Below are 14,795 nucleotides of genomic sequence, written 5' to 3' on the forward strand. Positions count from 1 at the left end.
CGGGTGTTCGAGGCGCGGGCTCGACGGCCGCCGCGCCCGCCCCGGCCGGGGTTACGGCAGGGCGCGCCGCATCGCCCGGTGCGGGATCCCGGCGTCCTCGAACTCCGGCCCGTAGGCCACGTAGCCGAGACGCTCGTAGAAGCCCAGCGCATGCGTCTGCGCGCCCAGGTCGACGGCGGCCAGGCCGAGGCGCGCCGCCTCCGCCTCGATGGCGCGGACCAGCGCGACCCCGACGCCCAGTCCGCGCGCGGACCTGACGACGGCCAGCCGGCCCAGGGATCCGACGTCGGGTGACCCCGTCTTGCCCAGGACTCCGGGCCCGTGCAGCAGCCGGCCCGTCCCCAGCGGCACTCCGTCCGGCCCCTCGGCCAGGACGTGCACCGCGCCCGCGTCGTACGCGTCGTACTCGATCGACTCCGGCACGGACTGCTCCACCACGAACACCTCGGTCCGCACGGCGAAGCAGGCCTTCATGTCGGCCTCGGTGGCGGCGACCCGCACCGGGACGGCGGGGGCGCCGGTCACTCGCTTTCCTTCCGGATCACGTCCAGCGCGTTCTGCAGGTCCGCCGGGTAGGTGCTCTCGAACTCCACCCACTGGCCGTCCGAGGGGTGCTCGAAGCCGAGGCGCACCGCGTGCAGCCACTGCCGGGTGAGCCCGAGCCGCTTGGCCACGGTCGGATCGGCGCCGTAGGTCAGGTCGCCGACGCAGGGGTGGCGGTGCGCGGCCATGTGCACGCGGATCTGGTGCGTGCGTCCCGTCTCCAGCTTGATGTCCAGCAGGGACGCGGCGCGGAACGCCTCGATCAGGTCGTAGTGGGTGACGGAGGGCTTGCCCTCCTGGGTCACGGCCCACTTGTAGTCGGCGCTGGGGTGGCGGCCGATCGGCGCGTCGATGGTGCCGCTCATGGGGTCCGGGTGGCCCTGGACCAGCGCGTGGTAGCGCTTGTCGACGATCCGCTCGCGGAACTGGTTCTTCAGCGAGGTGTAGGCGCGCTCCGACTTCGCGACGGCCATCAGGCCGGACGTGCCGACGTCGAGGCGGTGCACGATGCCCTGGCGCTCGGAGGCACCGGAAGTGGAGATGCGGTAGCCGGCCGCGGCGAGCCCGCCGATGACCGTGGTGCCGGTCCAGCCGGGGCTGGGGTGGGCGGCGACGCCGACCGGCTTCATGATGACGACGATGTCGTCGTCGTCATGGACGATCTCCATGCCGGGAACGGGCTCGGCGACGAGTTCGACCGGCCGCGCCGGGGTGGGCATCTCGACTTCGAGCCAGGCGCCACCGTGCACACGCTCGGACTTCCCGACGACACTGCCGTCGACCGACACCTTCCCCGCGGCCGCGAGCTCGGCCGCCTTCGTCCGGGAGAAACCGAACATACGGGCGATGGCGGCGTCGACGCGCTCGCCTTCTAGGCCATCGGGAACGGGCAGGGTGCGGATCTCGGGAATCGTACTCACCTGTCGAGTATGCAGGACCGGACAGACGCCCGGTCCCGCGATCTCTCCCGCGACCGGCCCCGCGGCCCTTCCCGGTCAGTCCTTGTGGACGGTGCCGTCCGGGTCGAGACCCCGGAACGACAGCAGGACGATCAGGATCCCGCCGCAGACGATCGCGGAGTCCGCGAGGTTGAAGACGGCGAAGTGGGCGGGTGCGATGAAGTCGACGACGGCGCCGCGGAAGACGCCCGGCGAGCGGAAGATCCGGTCGGTCAGGTTGCCCAGCGCACCGCCCAGCAGCAGGCCGAGCGCGATCGCCCACGGCAGGCTGTACAGCTTCCGCGCGAGGCGCACGATCACCACGATGACGGTGGCCGCGATGCAGGTGAAGATGATGGTGAAGGCTTCGCCGAAGCCGAAGGCCGCGCCCGGATTGCGGATCGCCTCGAACTTCAGCAGGTCGCCGATGATCCGGATCGGCAGCTCGTGCTCCAGCTTCGCGACGACGATCATCTTGCTGCCGAGGTCCAGCAGGTAGGCCAGCACCGCCACGACGAGCAGCGCCACGATCCGGCGCCGTCCCTTGGGCGCGACGGGCTCCGGCTGGGTGCCGTCTTCCCCGGCCTCCGGCGTACCGATGATGCGCTCCGCCTCTGTCACGTGAGTCCCTCGAACTAGCTCGAACCAGGTTGCCGACCGCCCCGCCAGGTTCCTGGACCCTGACGAGACACGAGGGTACGTCAGGGCGCCCGCCGGGCGCCGCCCGGCGTCGACACCCGCCGCCCCGGGACCGCCGGTCCGGCAAAGAGACGGCCTAGTGCCGCCGCTCCTGCTTCTGCTTGCAGTCCACGCACAGGGTGGCCCGCGGGAAGGCCTGCATCCTGGCCTTGCCGATGGGCTGGCCGCAGTTCTCGCAGATCCCGTAGGTGCCCGCCTCCAGGCGTTCCAGGGCCCGCTCCGTCTGCTCCAGCATCGAGGTGGCGTTGGCCGCGAGCGCGAGCTCGGACTCCCGGGTGATGTTCTTGGTGCCGGTGTCGGCCTGGTCGTCGCCCGCGCCGTCGCCCGAGTCCCGCATCAGGCCGGAGATGGCCACCTCGGAGGCGTCGAGTTCGGCCCGCAGCCGCAGCACCTCGCTCATCAGCTCACTGCGGGCCTCGCCGACCTCCTCCTCGGTCCACGGGTCCTCGCCGGGCCGTACGGCGAGCTCGCCCGGCGAGCTCGCCGCCACGCCCCGCGCCTTGGGCAGCCCGCTCGTCGCGGTCGCGGCCGTCTTCCTGGCCGTGCCGGTGCTCTTCTTGGCGACCACTTTCCGGGCTCCCGTCTCTCGCGCGGCGTGCGCCGCCCCCTGGGCCCCGGCCGTGTCGGCCGTGGCCTTCTTCGCGGCCGTCTTCTTGACGGCGGCCGTCTTCTTGGCAGCGGCCTTCTTGGCGGGCGCCTTCTTCGCGGGCGCCTTCTTGGCCGCCGACTTCTTGGCGGCCGTCTTCTTGGCCGACGCCGCCGGCGCCCCGTCGGCGTCTGCCCTCTCCGTCACGGCAGCCTTCTCCGCAGCCTTCTCAGGTGTACTCCCGGCGGTCTTCTTCGCCACCATGGCCGCGGCCCCTTCACATACTGTGATCATTGCACGCGAATCGTGCCGGAACGATAAATCGACTCCGGCCCCGCGGCAACGGGGCACGCGTCCATCAAGGTCAACCTGCATCCGTTGTGCCCAGCGGGGGGCCCGGTAATCCGCCCCTCCGGCCCCACCGCACCCCGGAGTGGCCCATCGGCCCATTCGGGTCATTCCCCGGCCCCGGCGCCGTCCCCTCCGCGGCAGCCTCCGCGTCCCCTGCGAAGGCCCCTGCGCGGCTCTCTCCCGCGCCCCCGCGCCACGCCCCGTAAACCGGTCTGCCGAGCCGCCCCCGGCCCGTACACTGGGCCCAGCGAGAGGCATGGATGGGGACGAGTAGCGTCGGACGCAGCCAGGAGCGACCCGGGGACGGTGAGAGCCCGGGGGCGAGCGCGATGCGAAGGATCACCCCGGAGCCGCCGGAAGAAAGCCGTAGGGAACCGCCAGGGTCCCGTACGGACGGTAGAACCGGCTTCGCACCCCAATGAGGGGGCCATCGGACCACGGTCCGGAGGCCAAGGAGGGTGGTACCGCGGGAGCGCACGTCGGCTCTCGTCCCTCCGGACGGAAGTGACATCCCGCCGGAGGAAGAGTTCAGCCTCATGACCACACCGCCGCAATACCGCCCGGTACCCGCCCAGGTCGACCTGCCTGCCCTCGAGCACGCGGTCCTCGACTTCTGGCGCGAGAGCAAGACCTTCGCCAAGACCCTGGAGCAGTCCGAGGGACGCCCCGAGTGGGTCTTCTACGAGGGCCCGCCCACGGCGAACGGCATGCCCGGCGCGCACCACATCGAGGCCCGCGTCTTCAAGGACGTCTTCCCCCGCTTCCGCACCATGCGCGGCTACCACGTGGCCCGCAAGGCCGGCTGGGACTGTCACGGCCTGCCCGTCGAGCTCGCCGTCGAGAAGGAACTCGGCTTCAACGGCAAGAAGGACATCGAGGCGTACGGCATCGCCGAGTTCAACGCCAAGTGCCGCGAGTCCGTGACCCGCCACACCGACGCGTTCGCCGAGCTCACGACCCGCATGGGCTACTGGGTCGACCTGGACGACGCGTACCGCACGATGGACCCCGAGTACGTCGAGTCCGTCTGGTGGTCGCTCAAGGAGATCTTCAACAAGGGCCTGCTCACCCAGGACCACCGCGTCGCCCCCTGGTGCCCGCGCTGCGGCACCGGCCTCTCCGACCACGAGCTGGCGCAGGGCTACGAGACGGTCGTGGACCCCTCGGTCTACGTCCGCTTCCCGCTGACCTCCGGCCCGCTGGCCGGCCGGGCCGCGCTGCTGGTCTGGACGACCACCCCGTGGACCCTGGTGTCCAACACCGCGGTCGCGGCCCACCCCGAGGTCACGTACGTCGTCGCCACCAACGGCCGCGAAGAGCTCGTCGTCGCCCAGCCGCTGCTGGAGAAGTCCCTCGGCGAGGGCTGGGAGGCCACCGGCGAGTCCTTCACCGGCAAGGAGATGGAGCGCTGGACGTACCAGCGCCCCTTCGACCTCGTGGAGTTCCCCGCCGAAGCCCACTACGTCGTGAACGCCGAGTACGTCACGACCGAGGACGGCACCGGTCTGGTCCACCAGTCCCCCGCCTTCGGCGCCGACGACCTCGCGGTCTGCCGCGCGTACGGCCTGCCGGTCGTGAACCCGGTCCGCCCCGACGGCACCTTCGAGGAGGAGGTCCCGCTCGTCGGCGGCGTCTTCTTCAAGAAGGCCGACGAGAAGCTGACCGCCGACCTCGACGCGCGCGGCCTGCTCTTCAAGCACATCGCCTACGAGCACAGCTACCCGCACTGCTGGCGCTGCCACACCGCGCTGCTCTACTACGCGCAGCCCTCCTGGTACGTCCGCACCACCGCCGTCAAGGACGCGATGCTGCGGGAGAACGAGAAGACCAACTGGTTCCCGGACTCCGTCAAGCAGGGCCGCTTCGGCGACTGGCTGAACAACAACATCGACTGGGCGCTCTCCCGCAACCGCTACTGGGGCACCCCGCTGCCGATCTGGCGCTGCGAGGAGAACCACCTCACCTGCATCGGCTCCCGCGCGGAGCTGAGCGAGCTGACGGGCACGGACCTCTCCGGCCTGGACCCGCACCGGCCGTACATCGACGACGTCACCTTCACGTGCACGCACGAGGCCTGCTCCCTGGAAGCCGTCCGCGTGCCCGAGGTCATCGACGCCTGGTACGACTCCGGGTCGATGCCGTTCGCGCAGTGGGGGTACCCGTACAAGAACAAGGAGATCTTCGAGAAGCGCTATCCGGCGCAGTTCATCTCGGAGGCCATCGACCAGACGCGCGGCTGGTTCTACACGCTGATGGCGGTCGGCACCCTCGTCTTCGACAAGTCCTCCTACGAGAACGTGGTCTGCCTCGGCCACATCCTCGCCGAGGACGGCCGCAAGATGTCCAAGCACCTGGGCAACATCCTCCAGCCCATCCCGCTCATGGACCAGCACGGGGCGGACGCCGTGCGCTGGTTCATGGCCGCCGGCGGCTCCCCGTGGGCGGCGCGCCGCGTCGGCCACGGCACGATCCAGGAGGTCGTCCGCAAGACCCTCCTGACCTACTGGAACACGGTCGCCTTCCAGGCGCTGTACGCCCGTACGTCGAACTGGGCGCCGTCCGCCTCGGACCCGGCGCCGGCGGACCGCACGGTCCTGGACCGCTGGCTCCTCTCCGAGCTCCACACCCTCACGACCGAGGTCACCGAGGCGATGGAGGCGTACGACACCCAGCGCGCCGGCAAGCTCCTCTCCTCCTTCGTGGACGACCTCTCCAACTGGTACGTCCGCCGCTCGCGCCGCCGCTTCTGGCAGGGCGACGCGGCCGCGCTGCGCACCCTGCACGAGGTCGTGGAGACGGTCACCCGCCTGCTGGCCCCCCTCACCCCCTTCATCACGGAGCGGGTCTGGCAGGACATGGTCGTCCCGGTCACCCCGGACGCCCCCGAGTCGGTCCACCTCTCCACGTGGCCGACCCCGGATGCCTCGGCGATCGACCCGGTCCTGTCCCAGCAGATGCTGCTGGTACGCCGCCTCGTGGAGCTGGGCCGCGCCACGCGGGCCGAGTCCGGCGTCAAGACCCGCCAGCCGCTGTCCCGCGCGCTGGTCGCCGTATCGGGCTTCGAGTCCCTCTCCCCCGAACTGCACTCGCAGATCACGGAGGAGCTGAACGTCTCCTCGCTGGCCTCCCTCTCGGAGGTGGGCGGCTCGCTGGTCGACACCACGGCGAAGGCGAACTTCCGGGCGCTGGGCAAGCGGTTCGGCAAGGGCGTGCAGGACGTGGCCAAGGCCGTGGCCGCGGCCGACGCGGCGGCGCTGTCGCTGGCGCTGCGCTCCGGCGAGGCCTCGGTCGAGGTGAACGGCGAGAGCGTCGCGCTCACCCCGGAGGAGGTCATCATCACGGAGACCCCGCGCGAGGGCTGGTCGGTGGCGTCCGACTCCGGCGCGACGGTCGCGCTGGACCTGGAGATCACTCCGGAGCTGCGGCTCGCGGGCCTGGCGCGTGACGCGATCCGCCTGATCCAGGAGGCCCGCAAGAACTCCGGCCTGGACGTCGCGGACCGGATCGCCCTGCGGTGGTCCTCCTCGGACCCGGAGGTCGCGAAGGCCCTGACGGACCACGCGGGCCTCATCGCGGACGAGGTCCTCGCCACGGACTACGCGTCCGCCGAAGCGGACGCCACGTACGGCGACCCGTTCGAGGACGAGCCCCTCGGCCTGACGTTCCGCCTGCGCAAGGCGTAACACGCACGCCCCGTGGCCCGGCACCCCCTGGGGGCGCCGGGCCACACTCATCCCCCGCCACGACGCGCCCCCGTCCCGAACCCCCACGCCGCTGGAGGCGCGGGCCCGGGGGCACCGCCCACCCAACCCCGGCGCCGCTCAAGGCGCGGGCCCCAAGGGCAGCGCCCCACCCAGGCCCCGCCGCCGCCGGAGGCGCGGGGCCGAGGGGCAGCCCCATCCCACCCCGCCGACGTATGACGCGCGGGCCCTCGGGCGAAGCCCCCACCCGAGCCGCCGGCGCTTACGGCGCGGGGCCCGGGGCAGCGCCCCACCCAGCCCCGCCGGCGCTTGAGGCGCGGGACCCGGAGCCAAGCCCCCACCCAGCCCCGCCGGCGCTTGAGGCACGGGACCCGGAGCCAAGCCCCCACCCGGCCCCGCCGGCGCTTGAGGCGCGGGGGCTGGGGCGGCGCCCCAGGGAACGGGGGAAGGGCGGGTAGGGGACCAGCCCCGCGCGGCGGCACACGCGGCGCAGGCGGGGGTTCGTGCGCCGGGCACCGGGCACCGCACCGGTTGGCGGGCCGCCGCGTAGGGCCGCGGGTACGCAAACGGGCCGGGCCCGGTGCCCCCGAAGGGGAACCGGGCCCGGCCCGACCGTCTGCCGACGGGCTACCGCTTAGTTGTCGTCCTCGTCGATCAGGAAGCCCCGCATCGGAGACGGCGCCTGCTGCATCGGCTGCGGAGCGGCGGGCCGCACCGGAGCCATCGGCTGCGTCATCGCCGGGGACATCTGCTGCTGGCCGCCACCGTAGGACGGGGCCATCGGCGACGGACCGCCCATCGGCGAGGGGCCACCCATCGACGGGCCGCCCATGGAGTGCATCGCACCGGCCGGGGCCATCGAAGGAGTCGGCGACGGGGGCAGCGCGGGACCGGCGGGGTTCCGCGGCGGAGCCAGCGAGTCGTCGGCCTGGGTCTCCAGCTGGCGCAGCTGCGACTCCAGGTAGGACTTCAGGCGGGTCCGGTACTCGCGCTCGAAGCCCCGCAGGTCCTCGACCTTGCGCTCCAGCGTGGCGCGGGCGGACTCCAGCGAGCCCATCGCGACGCGGTGCTTCTCCTGCGCGTCCCGCTCCAGCGCGTCGGCCTTGGCGCGGGCGTCCCGCTCCAGGCCCTCGGCGCGCGACCGGGCCTCGCCGACGATCTTGTTGGCCTCGGAGCGGGCCTCCGCGATCGCCTGGTCGGCGGTCTGCTGCGCGAGCGACAGGACGCGGGCGGCGCTGTCGCCACCGGGGCCCTGCTGCGGGAGCTGCTGCGGCTGCTGCTGGTGCATCTGCTGGCCCATGGGCTGCATCTGCTGGCCCATCGGCTGCATCTGCTGGCCCATCTGCTGGCCCATCTGCTGGCCCATCGGCTGGCCGAGCGGGTTCTGGCCGCCCATGGACTGCTGCTGCATGGGGCCGCCCATCGGGCCCGGACCCTGCTGGCCCATGCCCTGCTGGCCCATGCCCTGCTGGCCCATCTGCTGCTGGCCGCCCATGGTGTGCTGCTGCATGGAGCCGCCCATCGGGCCCTGACCCTGCTGGCCGTGGCCACCGGGGCCGGCCGGCAGCTGGGGCTGGCCGCCCGGAAGCTGCGGCGGACCCATCTGGGGCTGCTGCTGCGGCGGGCCGGATATGGCCGCGGGCACGGGGGCGCCGGGGCCACGCTGGTCCTGGGGTTCCGGCTTGCGCATGCCCTGCTGCTGCTGGTTCTGCGCGGCGGCACGCGTGGCGGCAGCGAGCTTGGCGCGCAGGTCCTCGTTCTCGCGCAGCAGGCGCGTCAGCTCGGACTCGACCTCGTCGAGGAAGGCATCGACCTCGTCCTCGTCATAGCCTTCTCGCAGGCGGACGGTCGTGAACTGCTTGTTCCGCACGTCCTCGGGAGTCAGCGGCATGTCTTCTTCACCTCTACGTAGTCGTCGGCAGTCGGCAAGGCCGTATCGGGACTGTCCCCGCGCCTGCGGGGAAGCTCATCGTTCACACGCTTCTCGCAGCGGTGCTCACGAAACTGATGAGGATGTAAACGATGATCATCAGAACGAAGAAGGACAGGTCGAGTGCCACGCCCCCGAGACGCAACGGCGGGATGAGCCGCCGGAGAAGCTTGAGCGGTGGATCGGTGACAGTGTAGGTGGCCTCCAGAACGACCACCATCGCCTTGCCGGGTGCCCATGAACGTGCGAACTGGAACACGTAGTCCATGACCAGTCGGAAGATCAGCACGATGAGGAAGCACATCAGCGCGATGTAGACCACTTCCAGTGCGACGCCCATCCCGCGCTTCCCTCTCCCCTGCTCCCGCTCTGTTCCCGGTCCCGTATCTGACGGATCGGTCTAGCTTTGGTTGAAGAACCCGCCCTCCGCGATGCGGGCCTTGTCCTCCGCCGTGACATCGACGTTAGCAGGCGACAGCAGGAACACCTTCTGTGTCACGCGTTCAATGCTGCCGTGCAGGCCGAACACGAGTCCGGCGGCGAAGTCGACCAGACGCTTCGCGTCGGTGTCGTCCATCTCCGTGAGATTCATGATCACCGGAGTGCCCTCACGGAAGTGTTCCCCGATGGTACGGGCCTCGTTGTAGGTCCGGGGGTGGAGCGTCGTGATGCGGTACGGCTCCCGCTCGGAGACGACCTTGGGCATGATCACGGGGGCGTTCTTCTCCAGATTCGAGCGGTCGGGTGTGATGGATGCCACGGGGGCGATTCGCGCAGGACGTCCATTTTCAACCGGCATTGGGAGGGGTTCTCTCGGTGCCGGGGGCTGTACAACTCGTACCGGTTCGTCCGATACGGGTGATTGGTGCGAAGCTGGTTGCTGTCGCCGACGCTCCCGTTCCGGTTCCGGCTCGGGCTCGAACTCGTCGTCGGGGTCGTACCCCGGGTTGTCGTACCGGTCGTCCTCCACGAGGCCGAGGTAGACCGCCATCTTGCGCATCGCGCCGGCCATTCTCTGAGTCCTCCGCTCTGTGGTGGATCGCCCTGTCGCAGGTGTCTCGCCGTGTCACGAATGTCACCAACTGCCCGCGATCCACGTGGTCCGTCCGCTCATCTGCGGAAATGACCATATTTTCTGCTGTGGTCCGACTTTCTTCGCGACGTTACCCGAGCCGGGGTCTCGCGCCGAGTACCGCAGTGCCGACGCGTACATGTGTCGCACCGGCCGCAATGGCCTCTTCCAGGTCCGCGCTCATCCCGGCGGACACCATCGTGGCAGCAGGATGGTCCGCGCGCAGGCCTGATGACAATTCCACCAGCCGCTCGAAGGCCGCTTGTTCGCGTCCCGCGTAGGGCCCGGCCAGCGGCGCGACCGTCATCAGCCCGTCGAGCCGCAGTCCGGGCGCCGCCGCCACGAGGTCCGCCAACTCGGCGAGCTGCTCCTGCGCGGCGCCGCCACGGGTCCCCCTCCCGCCCGACTCGGCGTCGAGGGCGACCTGTACGAGGCAGCCCAGTTCGCGTCCCGCGCCCTCCGCGGCCGCCGACAGCGCGGTGACGAGCTTCGGCCGGTCCACGGACTGCACGAATTGCGCGTATCCCGCCACGGAACGGACTTTGTTCGTCTGCAACTGGCCGACGAAGTGCCAGCTGAGCGGCAGATCCGCGCAGGCCCCGGCCTTGGGGGCGGCGTCCTGGTCCCGGTTTTCCGCCACGTGACGGACACCCAGGTCCGCCAGCAGTCGTACGTCGCTCGACGGGTAGGTCTTGGTGACCACGATGAGGGTCACCTCCTCCCTGTCGCGCCCGGCGGTCGCGCAGGCGGCCCGGATGCGTTCCTCCACCCGCGCGAGGTTCTCGGCCAGCTCGGCCTTACGGTCCGTCATTCTTCAGTCCAACCAGACATATCCGGCAAGCCGCCCGGTCACCCGGTCACGGCGGTACGAGAAGTGGTCCCGCGACTCCAGTGTGCAGACCGGGGACCGGCGCGCATCGGCCACCCCCGCCTCCGCCAGCTGCGCGTGCACTCCCGCCACCACGTCGACGGCCGGTGTCCCCCAGCTGGTCTCGGCGTACGCGGCCGGCACCACCTCGGCGACGGCGGCGCGCATCTCGGCGGGTACCTCGTAGCAGCGCCCGCACACCGCGGGCCCGGTACGGGCGACCATGCGCGCGGGGTCGGCGCCCAGCGAGACCATCGCCTCGACGGCGGCGGCCACGACTCCCGCGACCAGCCCGGGCCGCCCCGCGTGGGCGGCTCCCGCGACGCCGGCCACGGGGTCGGCCAGCAGGACGGGTGTGCAGTCGGCGGTGAGGACCGCGAGCGCGAGCCCCCGACGGGTGGTCACCACCGCGTCCACGGAGGGGATGGTGACGCCGGCGGCCCACGGGCCGTCGACCACCGCCACGTCGCGTCCGTGCACCTGGTTCATCCAGACCACCAGGTCCGGGTCGACGCCCAGGGTCTTCGCCGCGGCGGCCCGGTTCGCGCGAACGGCGGCCGGGTCGTCTCCGACCGCGCCGCCGAGATTGAGCTCCTCGTACGGAACGGCGCTCACCCCGCCCCACCGGTCGGTGAAGGCGAAGTGGGCGCCGCTCTCGCTGTGCTGCTCCAGGGTCACTTCAAGAAGTCCGGGACATCCAGTTCCTCGGCCGGGCTGTCCTGGTACGGGCGGGCCGTCGGGACCTGCGGCGCGGGCGCCTCGGCGACCGGGACGGGCTCGGCACGGACCGGCTCCTCGCGCGGGGTGACCGAGCCGAGTCCGCCGAAGGCCGGGCGGACCGGTTCGGCGGCACGGACCGGAGCCGGGGCCGGCTCCTCGCGCTTGGTGGACGCCGCGCCGATGACGTTGTCCCGGCGGGCCGGGGGCTGTCCGCCGTCGAACCCGGCCGCGATGACGGTGACCCGCACCTCGTCGCCGAGCGCGTCGTCGATGACGGCGCCGAAGATGATGTTCGCCTCGGGGTGCGCGGCCTCGCTCACCAGCTGCGCGGCCTCGTTGATCTCGAAGAGACCGAGGTCCGAGCCGCCGGAGATGGAGAGCAGCACGCCGCGGGCGCCGTCGATGGACGCCTCGAGGAGCGGCGAGGAGATCGCCATCTCGGCGGCGGCCACGGCGCGGTCGTCGCCGCGGGCCGAGCCGATGCCCATCAGCGCCGAGCCCGCTTCGGACATGACGGACTTGACGTCCGCGAAGTCGAGGTTGATCAGACCCGGGGTGGTGATGAGATCGGTGATGCCCTGGACGCCGGAGAGCAGGACCTGGTCGGCCGACTTGAAGGCGTCGAGGACGCTGACCTGGCGGTCCGAGATGGACAGCAGCCGGTCGTTGGGGATGACGATGAGGGTGTCGACCTGCTCGCGGAGCTGGGCGATGCCGTCCTCGGCCTGGTTCGCGCGGCGCCGGCCCTCGAAGGTGAACGGCCGGGTGACCACACCGATCGTCAGGGCGCCCAGCGAACGCGCGATGTTGGCGACGACGGGTGCGCCGCCCGTGCCGGTGCCGCCGCCCTCACCGGCGGTGACGAAGACCATGTCGGCCCCCTTGAGGACCTCCTCGATCTCCTCGCGGTGGTCCTCTGCCGCCTTGCGGCCGACATCCGGGTTGGCGCCGGCGCCAAGACCCCGGGTGAGTTCCCGACCGACGTCGAGCTTGACGTCGGCGTCGCTCATCAACAGCGCCTGGGCGTCCGTGTTGATGGCGATGAACTCGACGCCCTTGAGACCGACCTCGATCATTCGGTTGATGGCATTGACACCACCGCCGCCGACACCGATGACCTTGATGACTGCGAGGTAGTTCTGCGGTGCTGCCACGTCGAAGGCCTCTCGCCTCGAGTTACGTGTCGTTCGCCTCGCGGGCCTGCGGTGCGACGACTGATGCCGAAATTGGGACGGTCCGTACGCGCCGACCCGAACCCTAACCCTGAAGTTTAGGGTTATGAGTGTGTCTGTTCCTTGACTCTTCCGAACAGGACACTAAGTCGACAAGTAGCGCGTGTTCAACGAACACGCCGAACCTCCCGTTTTTCTTTTCACCCTATGTGATCACCCGTATCGCTGGCCAACCAGGGTGCGCCGGTGTTCGACCTGACGTCAACTACCGGACACCGCGGGCGCGGTGGGGACGCTCACGTCGAAGTGTTCGGCCTTGGGCGAGGCCTTCAGGAGCGCCGTCAGAGCTCGCCCCTTCGCCTCACCCTGTTCGCCGCTCCCCCAGACGACCGTGCGGCCCCGCGACAGCTCCAACACCACGGAGTCGTAGGACCGGACCTTGACCCGCGCGGTCTCCTTGCGGACGGCTTCCGGGAGGTCGACGGCCACGCCGACGGCCTCGTGCAGCAGCCGCTCCTCGTCGAAACGGCGGCCGCTCGGGGACTGCCCGGCGCTCAGTTCGAGGACCGGAACGCCTTCGGGTGCCTTCGCGACCGTGTCGAATCGCACACCGGAAGCGTCCACTTCCAGGAACTCCGAGCCCTTCTCGATGAGCAGGACGGGCTTGCGTTCCGTCACCTTCAGCCCGATGCCGTGCGGCCAGGTCCGCACCACGTCGACCGAATCGATGCGGGGCAGCCGGCCGCGCACCCGGGCCTCGATCTCGTCGGTGTCCACGGACACCATGGGCGCCCCGACGGGCACGGCCGCCGCGAGGCGCACCTGCTCCGGGGTGAGGACCTCGGTGCCGCCCGCGGTGACCTTCTCGACCCGGAGCCAGGAGGACCCGTAGAACACCCAGGTGAGGCCCGCGGCCAAGAGCAGGACCAGGACGAGCCCGGCGACCAGGACGGGGCCCCGGCGCAGGCCGAGCGGGCCGGCCGGGCCGGAGCGCCCGGGCCGCTTGGGCGACTTGGGGGGCCGGGGCCGGCCGGAAGGCCCGGCCCCCTTCCCCGAGGCCCCCGGACTGCCGCGCTGTGCGGTGCTCGCTCCGGCCACTCCTGTGCCTCCTGCGTCAGTGCTTCCTGTTGGCGGCGACCGCCTCGTACACCATGGCGACCAGCAGGTCGTCCGCGTCCCGGCGGCCGAACTCGGCGGCCGCGCGGGACATCTCGTAGAGCCGGTGCGGGTCGGTGAGGACCGGGACGACCTGGCCCAGCACCCACTCGGGCGTCAGTTCCGCGTCGTCCACGAGCAGGCCGCCGCCGGCCTTGACCACCGGCTGGGCGTTGAGCCGCTGTTCGCCGTTGCCGATCGGCAGCGGTACGTAGGCGGCGGGGAGCCCGACGGCGGAGAGCTCGGCGACGGTCATCGCACCCGCGCGGCACAGCATCATGTCGGCGGCGGCGTACGCGAGGTCCATCCGGTCCACGTACGGTACCGGCACGTAGGGCGGCATCCCCGGCATGTTGTCGACACGCGGCAGTTCGTTCTTCGGCCCGACCGCGTGCAGGATCTGGATCCCGGAGCGCTGGAGGGTCGGCGCGACCTGCTGGATCACCTCGTTGAGGCGGCGGGCGCCCTGCGAGCCGCCGGAGACCAGCAGCGTCGGCAGGTTGGGGTCCAGGCCGAAGGCGGCGCGCGCCTCCGGGCGGACCGCTGCCCGGTCGAGGGTGGAGATGCTGCGGCGCAGCGGGATCCCCACGTAGCGGGCCCCGCGCAGTTTGCTGTCGGGGGTGGAGACCGCGACGGCGTGCGCGTACCGGGAGCCGATCTTGTTGGCCAGTCCGGGCCGGGCGTTGGCCTCGTGGACGATGATCGGTACCCCGAGGCGCTTGGCCGCGAGGTAGCCGGGCAGGGCCACGTAGCCGCCGAAGCCGACGACGCAGTCGGCCTTCGTGCGCAGGAGGATCTCCTCCGCGGCCTTGATGGTGCCGCGCAGCCGTCCGGGGACGGTGATCAGCTCGGGCGTTGGCCTACGGGGCAGCGGGACGGCCGGGATCAGTCCCAGCTCGTAGCCGCGCTCCGGCACCAGGCGGGTTTCGAGTCCGCGTTCCGTGCCGAGGGCGGTGATGCCCACGGAAGGGTCCTGCCTGCGCAGGGCGTCCGCGAGGGCGAGCGCCGGCTCGATGTGGCCGGCGGTCCCCCCACCGGCGAGTACGACATGCACCGAAAT

General features: G+C 71.4%; 13 protein-coding genes. 1 reads left to right on the top strand and 12 read right to left on the bottom strand.

Annotated elements, in window-relative coordinates:
• Positions 1-51: 51 nt before the first annotated feature.
• The 4 genes from ACFWBY_RS19825 to ACFWBY_RS19840 form a co-directional block, all read right to left on the bottom strand.
• Positions 52-474 carry a GNAT family N-acetyltransferase gene (locus tag ACFWBY_RS19825; RefSeq protein WP_385336477.1) on the bottom strand — a complete coding sequence of 141 codons (423 nt, stop codon included), beginning with the start codon at positions 472-474 and terminating at the stop codon, positions 52-54.
• Positions 475-521: 47 nt separating this feature from the next.
• A complete protein-coding gene (locus ACFWBY_RS19830) occupies positions 522-1,463 on the bottom strand; it encodes an RluA family pseudouridine synthase (RefSeq protein WP_385336370.1) in 942 nt (313 codons plus the stop codon).
• A gap of 75 nt (positions 1,464-1,538) precedes the next feature.
• Positions 1,539-2,102, bottom strand: a complete 564-nt coding sequence (lspA, locus tag ACFWBY_RS19835) for a signal peptidase II (protein WP_385336372.1) — start codon at positions 2,100-2,102, stop codon at positions 1,539-1,541.
• A 154-nt stretch (positions 2,103-2,256) separates the two neighbouring features.
• Positions 2,257-3,030 (bottom strand): TraR/DksA family transcriptional regulator, encoded by a 774-nt coding sequence (locus tag ACFWBY_RS19840; protein WP_385336374.1) that lies wholly within the window; start codon positions 3,028-3,030, stop codon positions 2,257-2,259.
• Positions 3,031-3,653: 623 nt separating this feature from the next.
• Here ACFWBY_RS19840 and ileS point away from each other — a divergent pair.
• Positions 3,654-6,800: an isoleucine--tRNA ligase gene (ileS, locus tag ACFWBY_RS19845; RefSeq protein WP_385336376.1), complete on the top strand. Its 3,147-nt coding sequence runs from the start codon at positions 3,654-3,656 to the stop codon at positions 6,798-6,800.
• Between the two features lie 652 nt (positions 6,801-7,452).
• Here ileS and ACFWBY_RS19850 read toward each other — a convergent pair.
• From ACFWBY_RS19850 to murG, 8 genes are all read right to left on the bottom strand, one after another.
• The gene (locus ACFWBY_RS19850) at positions 7,453-8,709 is read right to left on the bottom strand and encodes a DivIVA domain-containing protein (RefSeq protein ID WP_385336378.1); all 1,257 of its coding nucleotides are present in this window, start codon (positions 8,707-8,709) and stop codon (positions 7,453-7,455) included.
• Between the two features lie 82 nt (positions 8,710-8,791).
• Complete coding sequence (locus ACFWBY_RS19855) at positions 8,792-9,088, bottom strand: YggT family protein (protein WP_385336380.1); 297 nt, start codon at positions 9,086-9,088, stop codon at positions 8,792-8,794.
• A gap of 60 nt (positions 9,089-9,148) precedes the next feature.
• Positions 9,149-9,760, bottom strand: coding sequence for a cell division protein SepF (locus ACFWBY_RS19860; RefSeq protein ID WP_385336382.1), 612 nt, complete (start codon positions 9,758-9,760; stop codon positions 9,149-9,151).
• Positions 9,761-9,911: 151 nt separating this feature from the next.
• Positions 9,912-10,631: a YggS family pyridoxal phosphate-dependent enzyme gene (locus ACFWBY_RS19865; RefSeq protein ID WP_385336384.1), complete on the bottom strand. Its 720-nt coding sequence runs from the start codon at positions 10,629-10,631 to the stop codon at positions 9,912-9,914.
• Positions 10,632-10,634: 3 nt separating this feature from the next.
• On the bottom strand, positions 10,635-11,366 hold the full coding sequence (gene pgeF / locus ACFWBY_RS19870; protein ID WP_385336386.1) for a peptidoglycan editing factor PgeF: 732 nt from the start codon (positions 11,364-11,366) through the stop codon (positions 10,635-10,637).
• Positions 11,363-12,562, bottom strand: a complete 1,200-nt coding sequence (gene ftsZ, locus ACFWBY_RS19875; RefSeq protein WP_385336388.1) for a cell division protein FtsZ — start codon at positions 12,560-12,562, stop codon at positions 11,363-11,365. Before ftsZ ends, pgeF begins: the two co-directional genes overlap by 4 nt.
• Before the next feature lie 279 nt (positions 12,563-12,841).
• Entirely contained in the window at positions 12,842-13,678 is an 837-nt protein-coding gene (locus tag ACFWBY_RS19880; RefSeq protein WP_385336390.1) for a cell division protein FtsQ/DivIB, read from the bottom strand.
• A gap of 16 nt (positions 13,679-13,694) precedes the next feature.
• Entirely contained in the window at positions 13,695-14,789 is a 1,095-nt protein-coding gene (gene murG / locus ACFWBY_RS19885) for an undecaprenyldiphospho-muramoylpentapeptide beta-N-acetylglucosaminyltransferase (protein WP_385336392.1), read from the bottom strand.
• Positions 14,790-14,795: the final 6 nt, after the last annotated feature.

This window comes from Streptomyces sp. NPDC060049 (assembly GCF_042736715.1).
Taxonomy (GTDB): Bacteria; Actinomycetota; Actinomycetes; order Streptomycetales; family Streptomycetaceae; genus Streptomyces.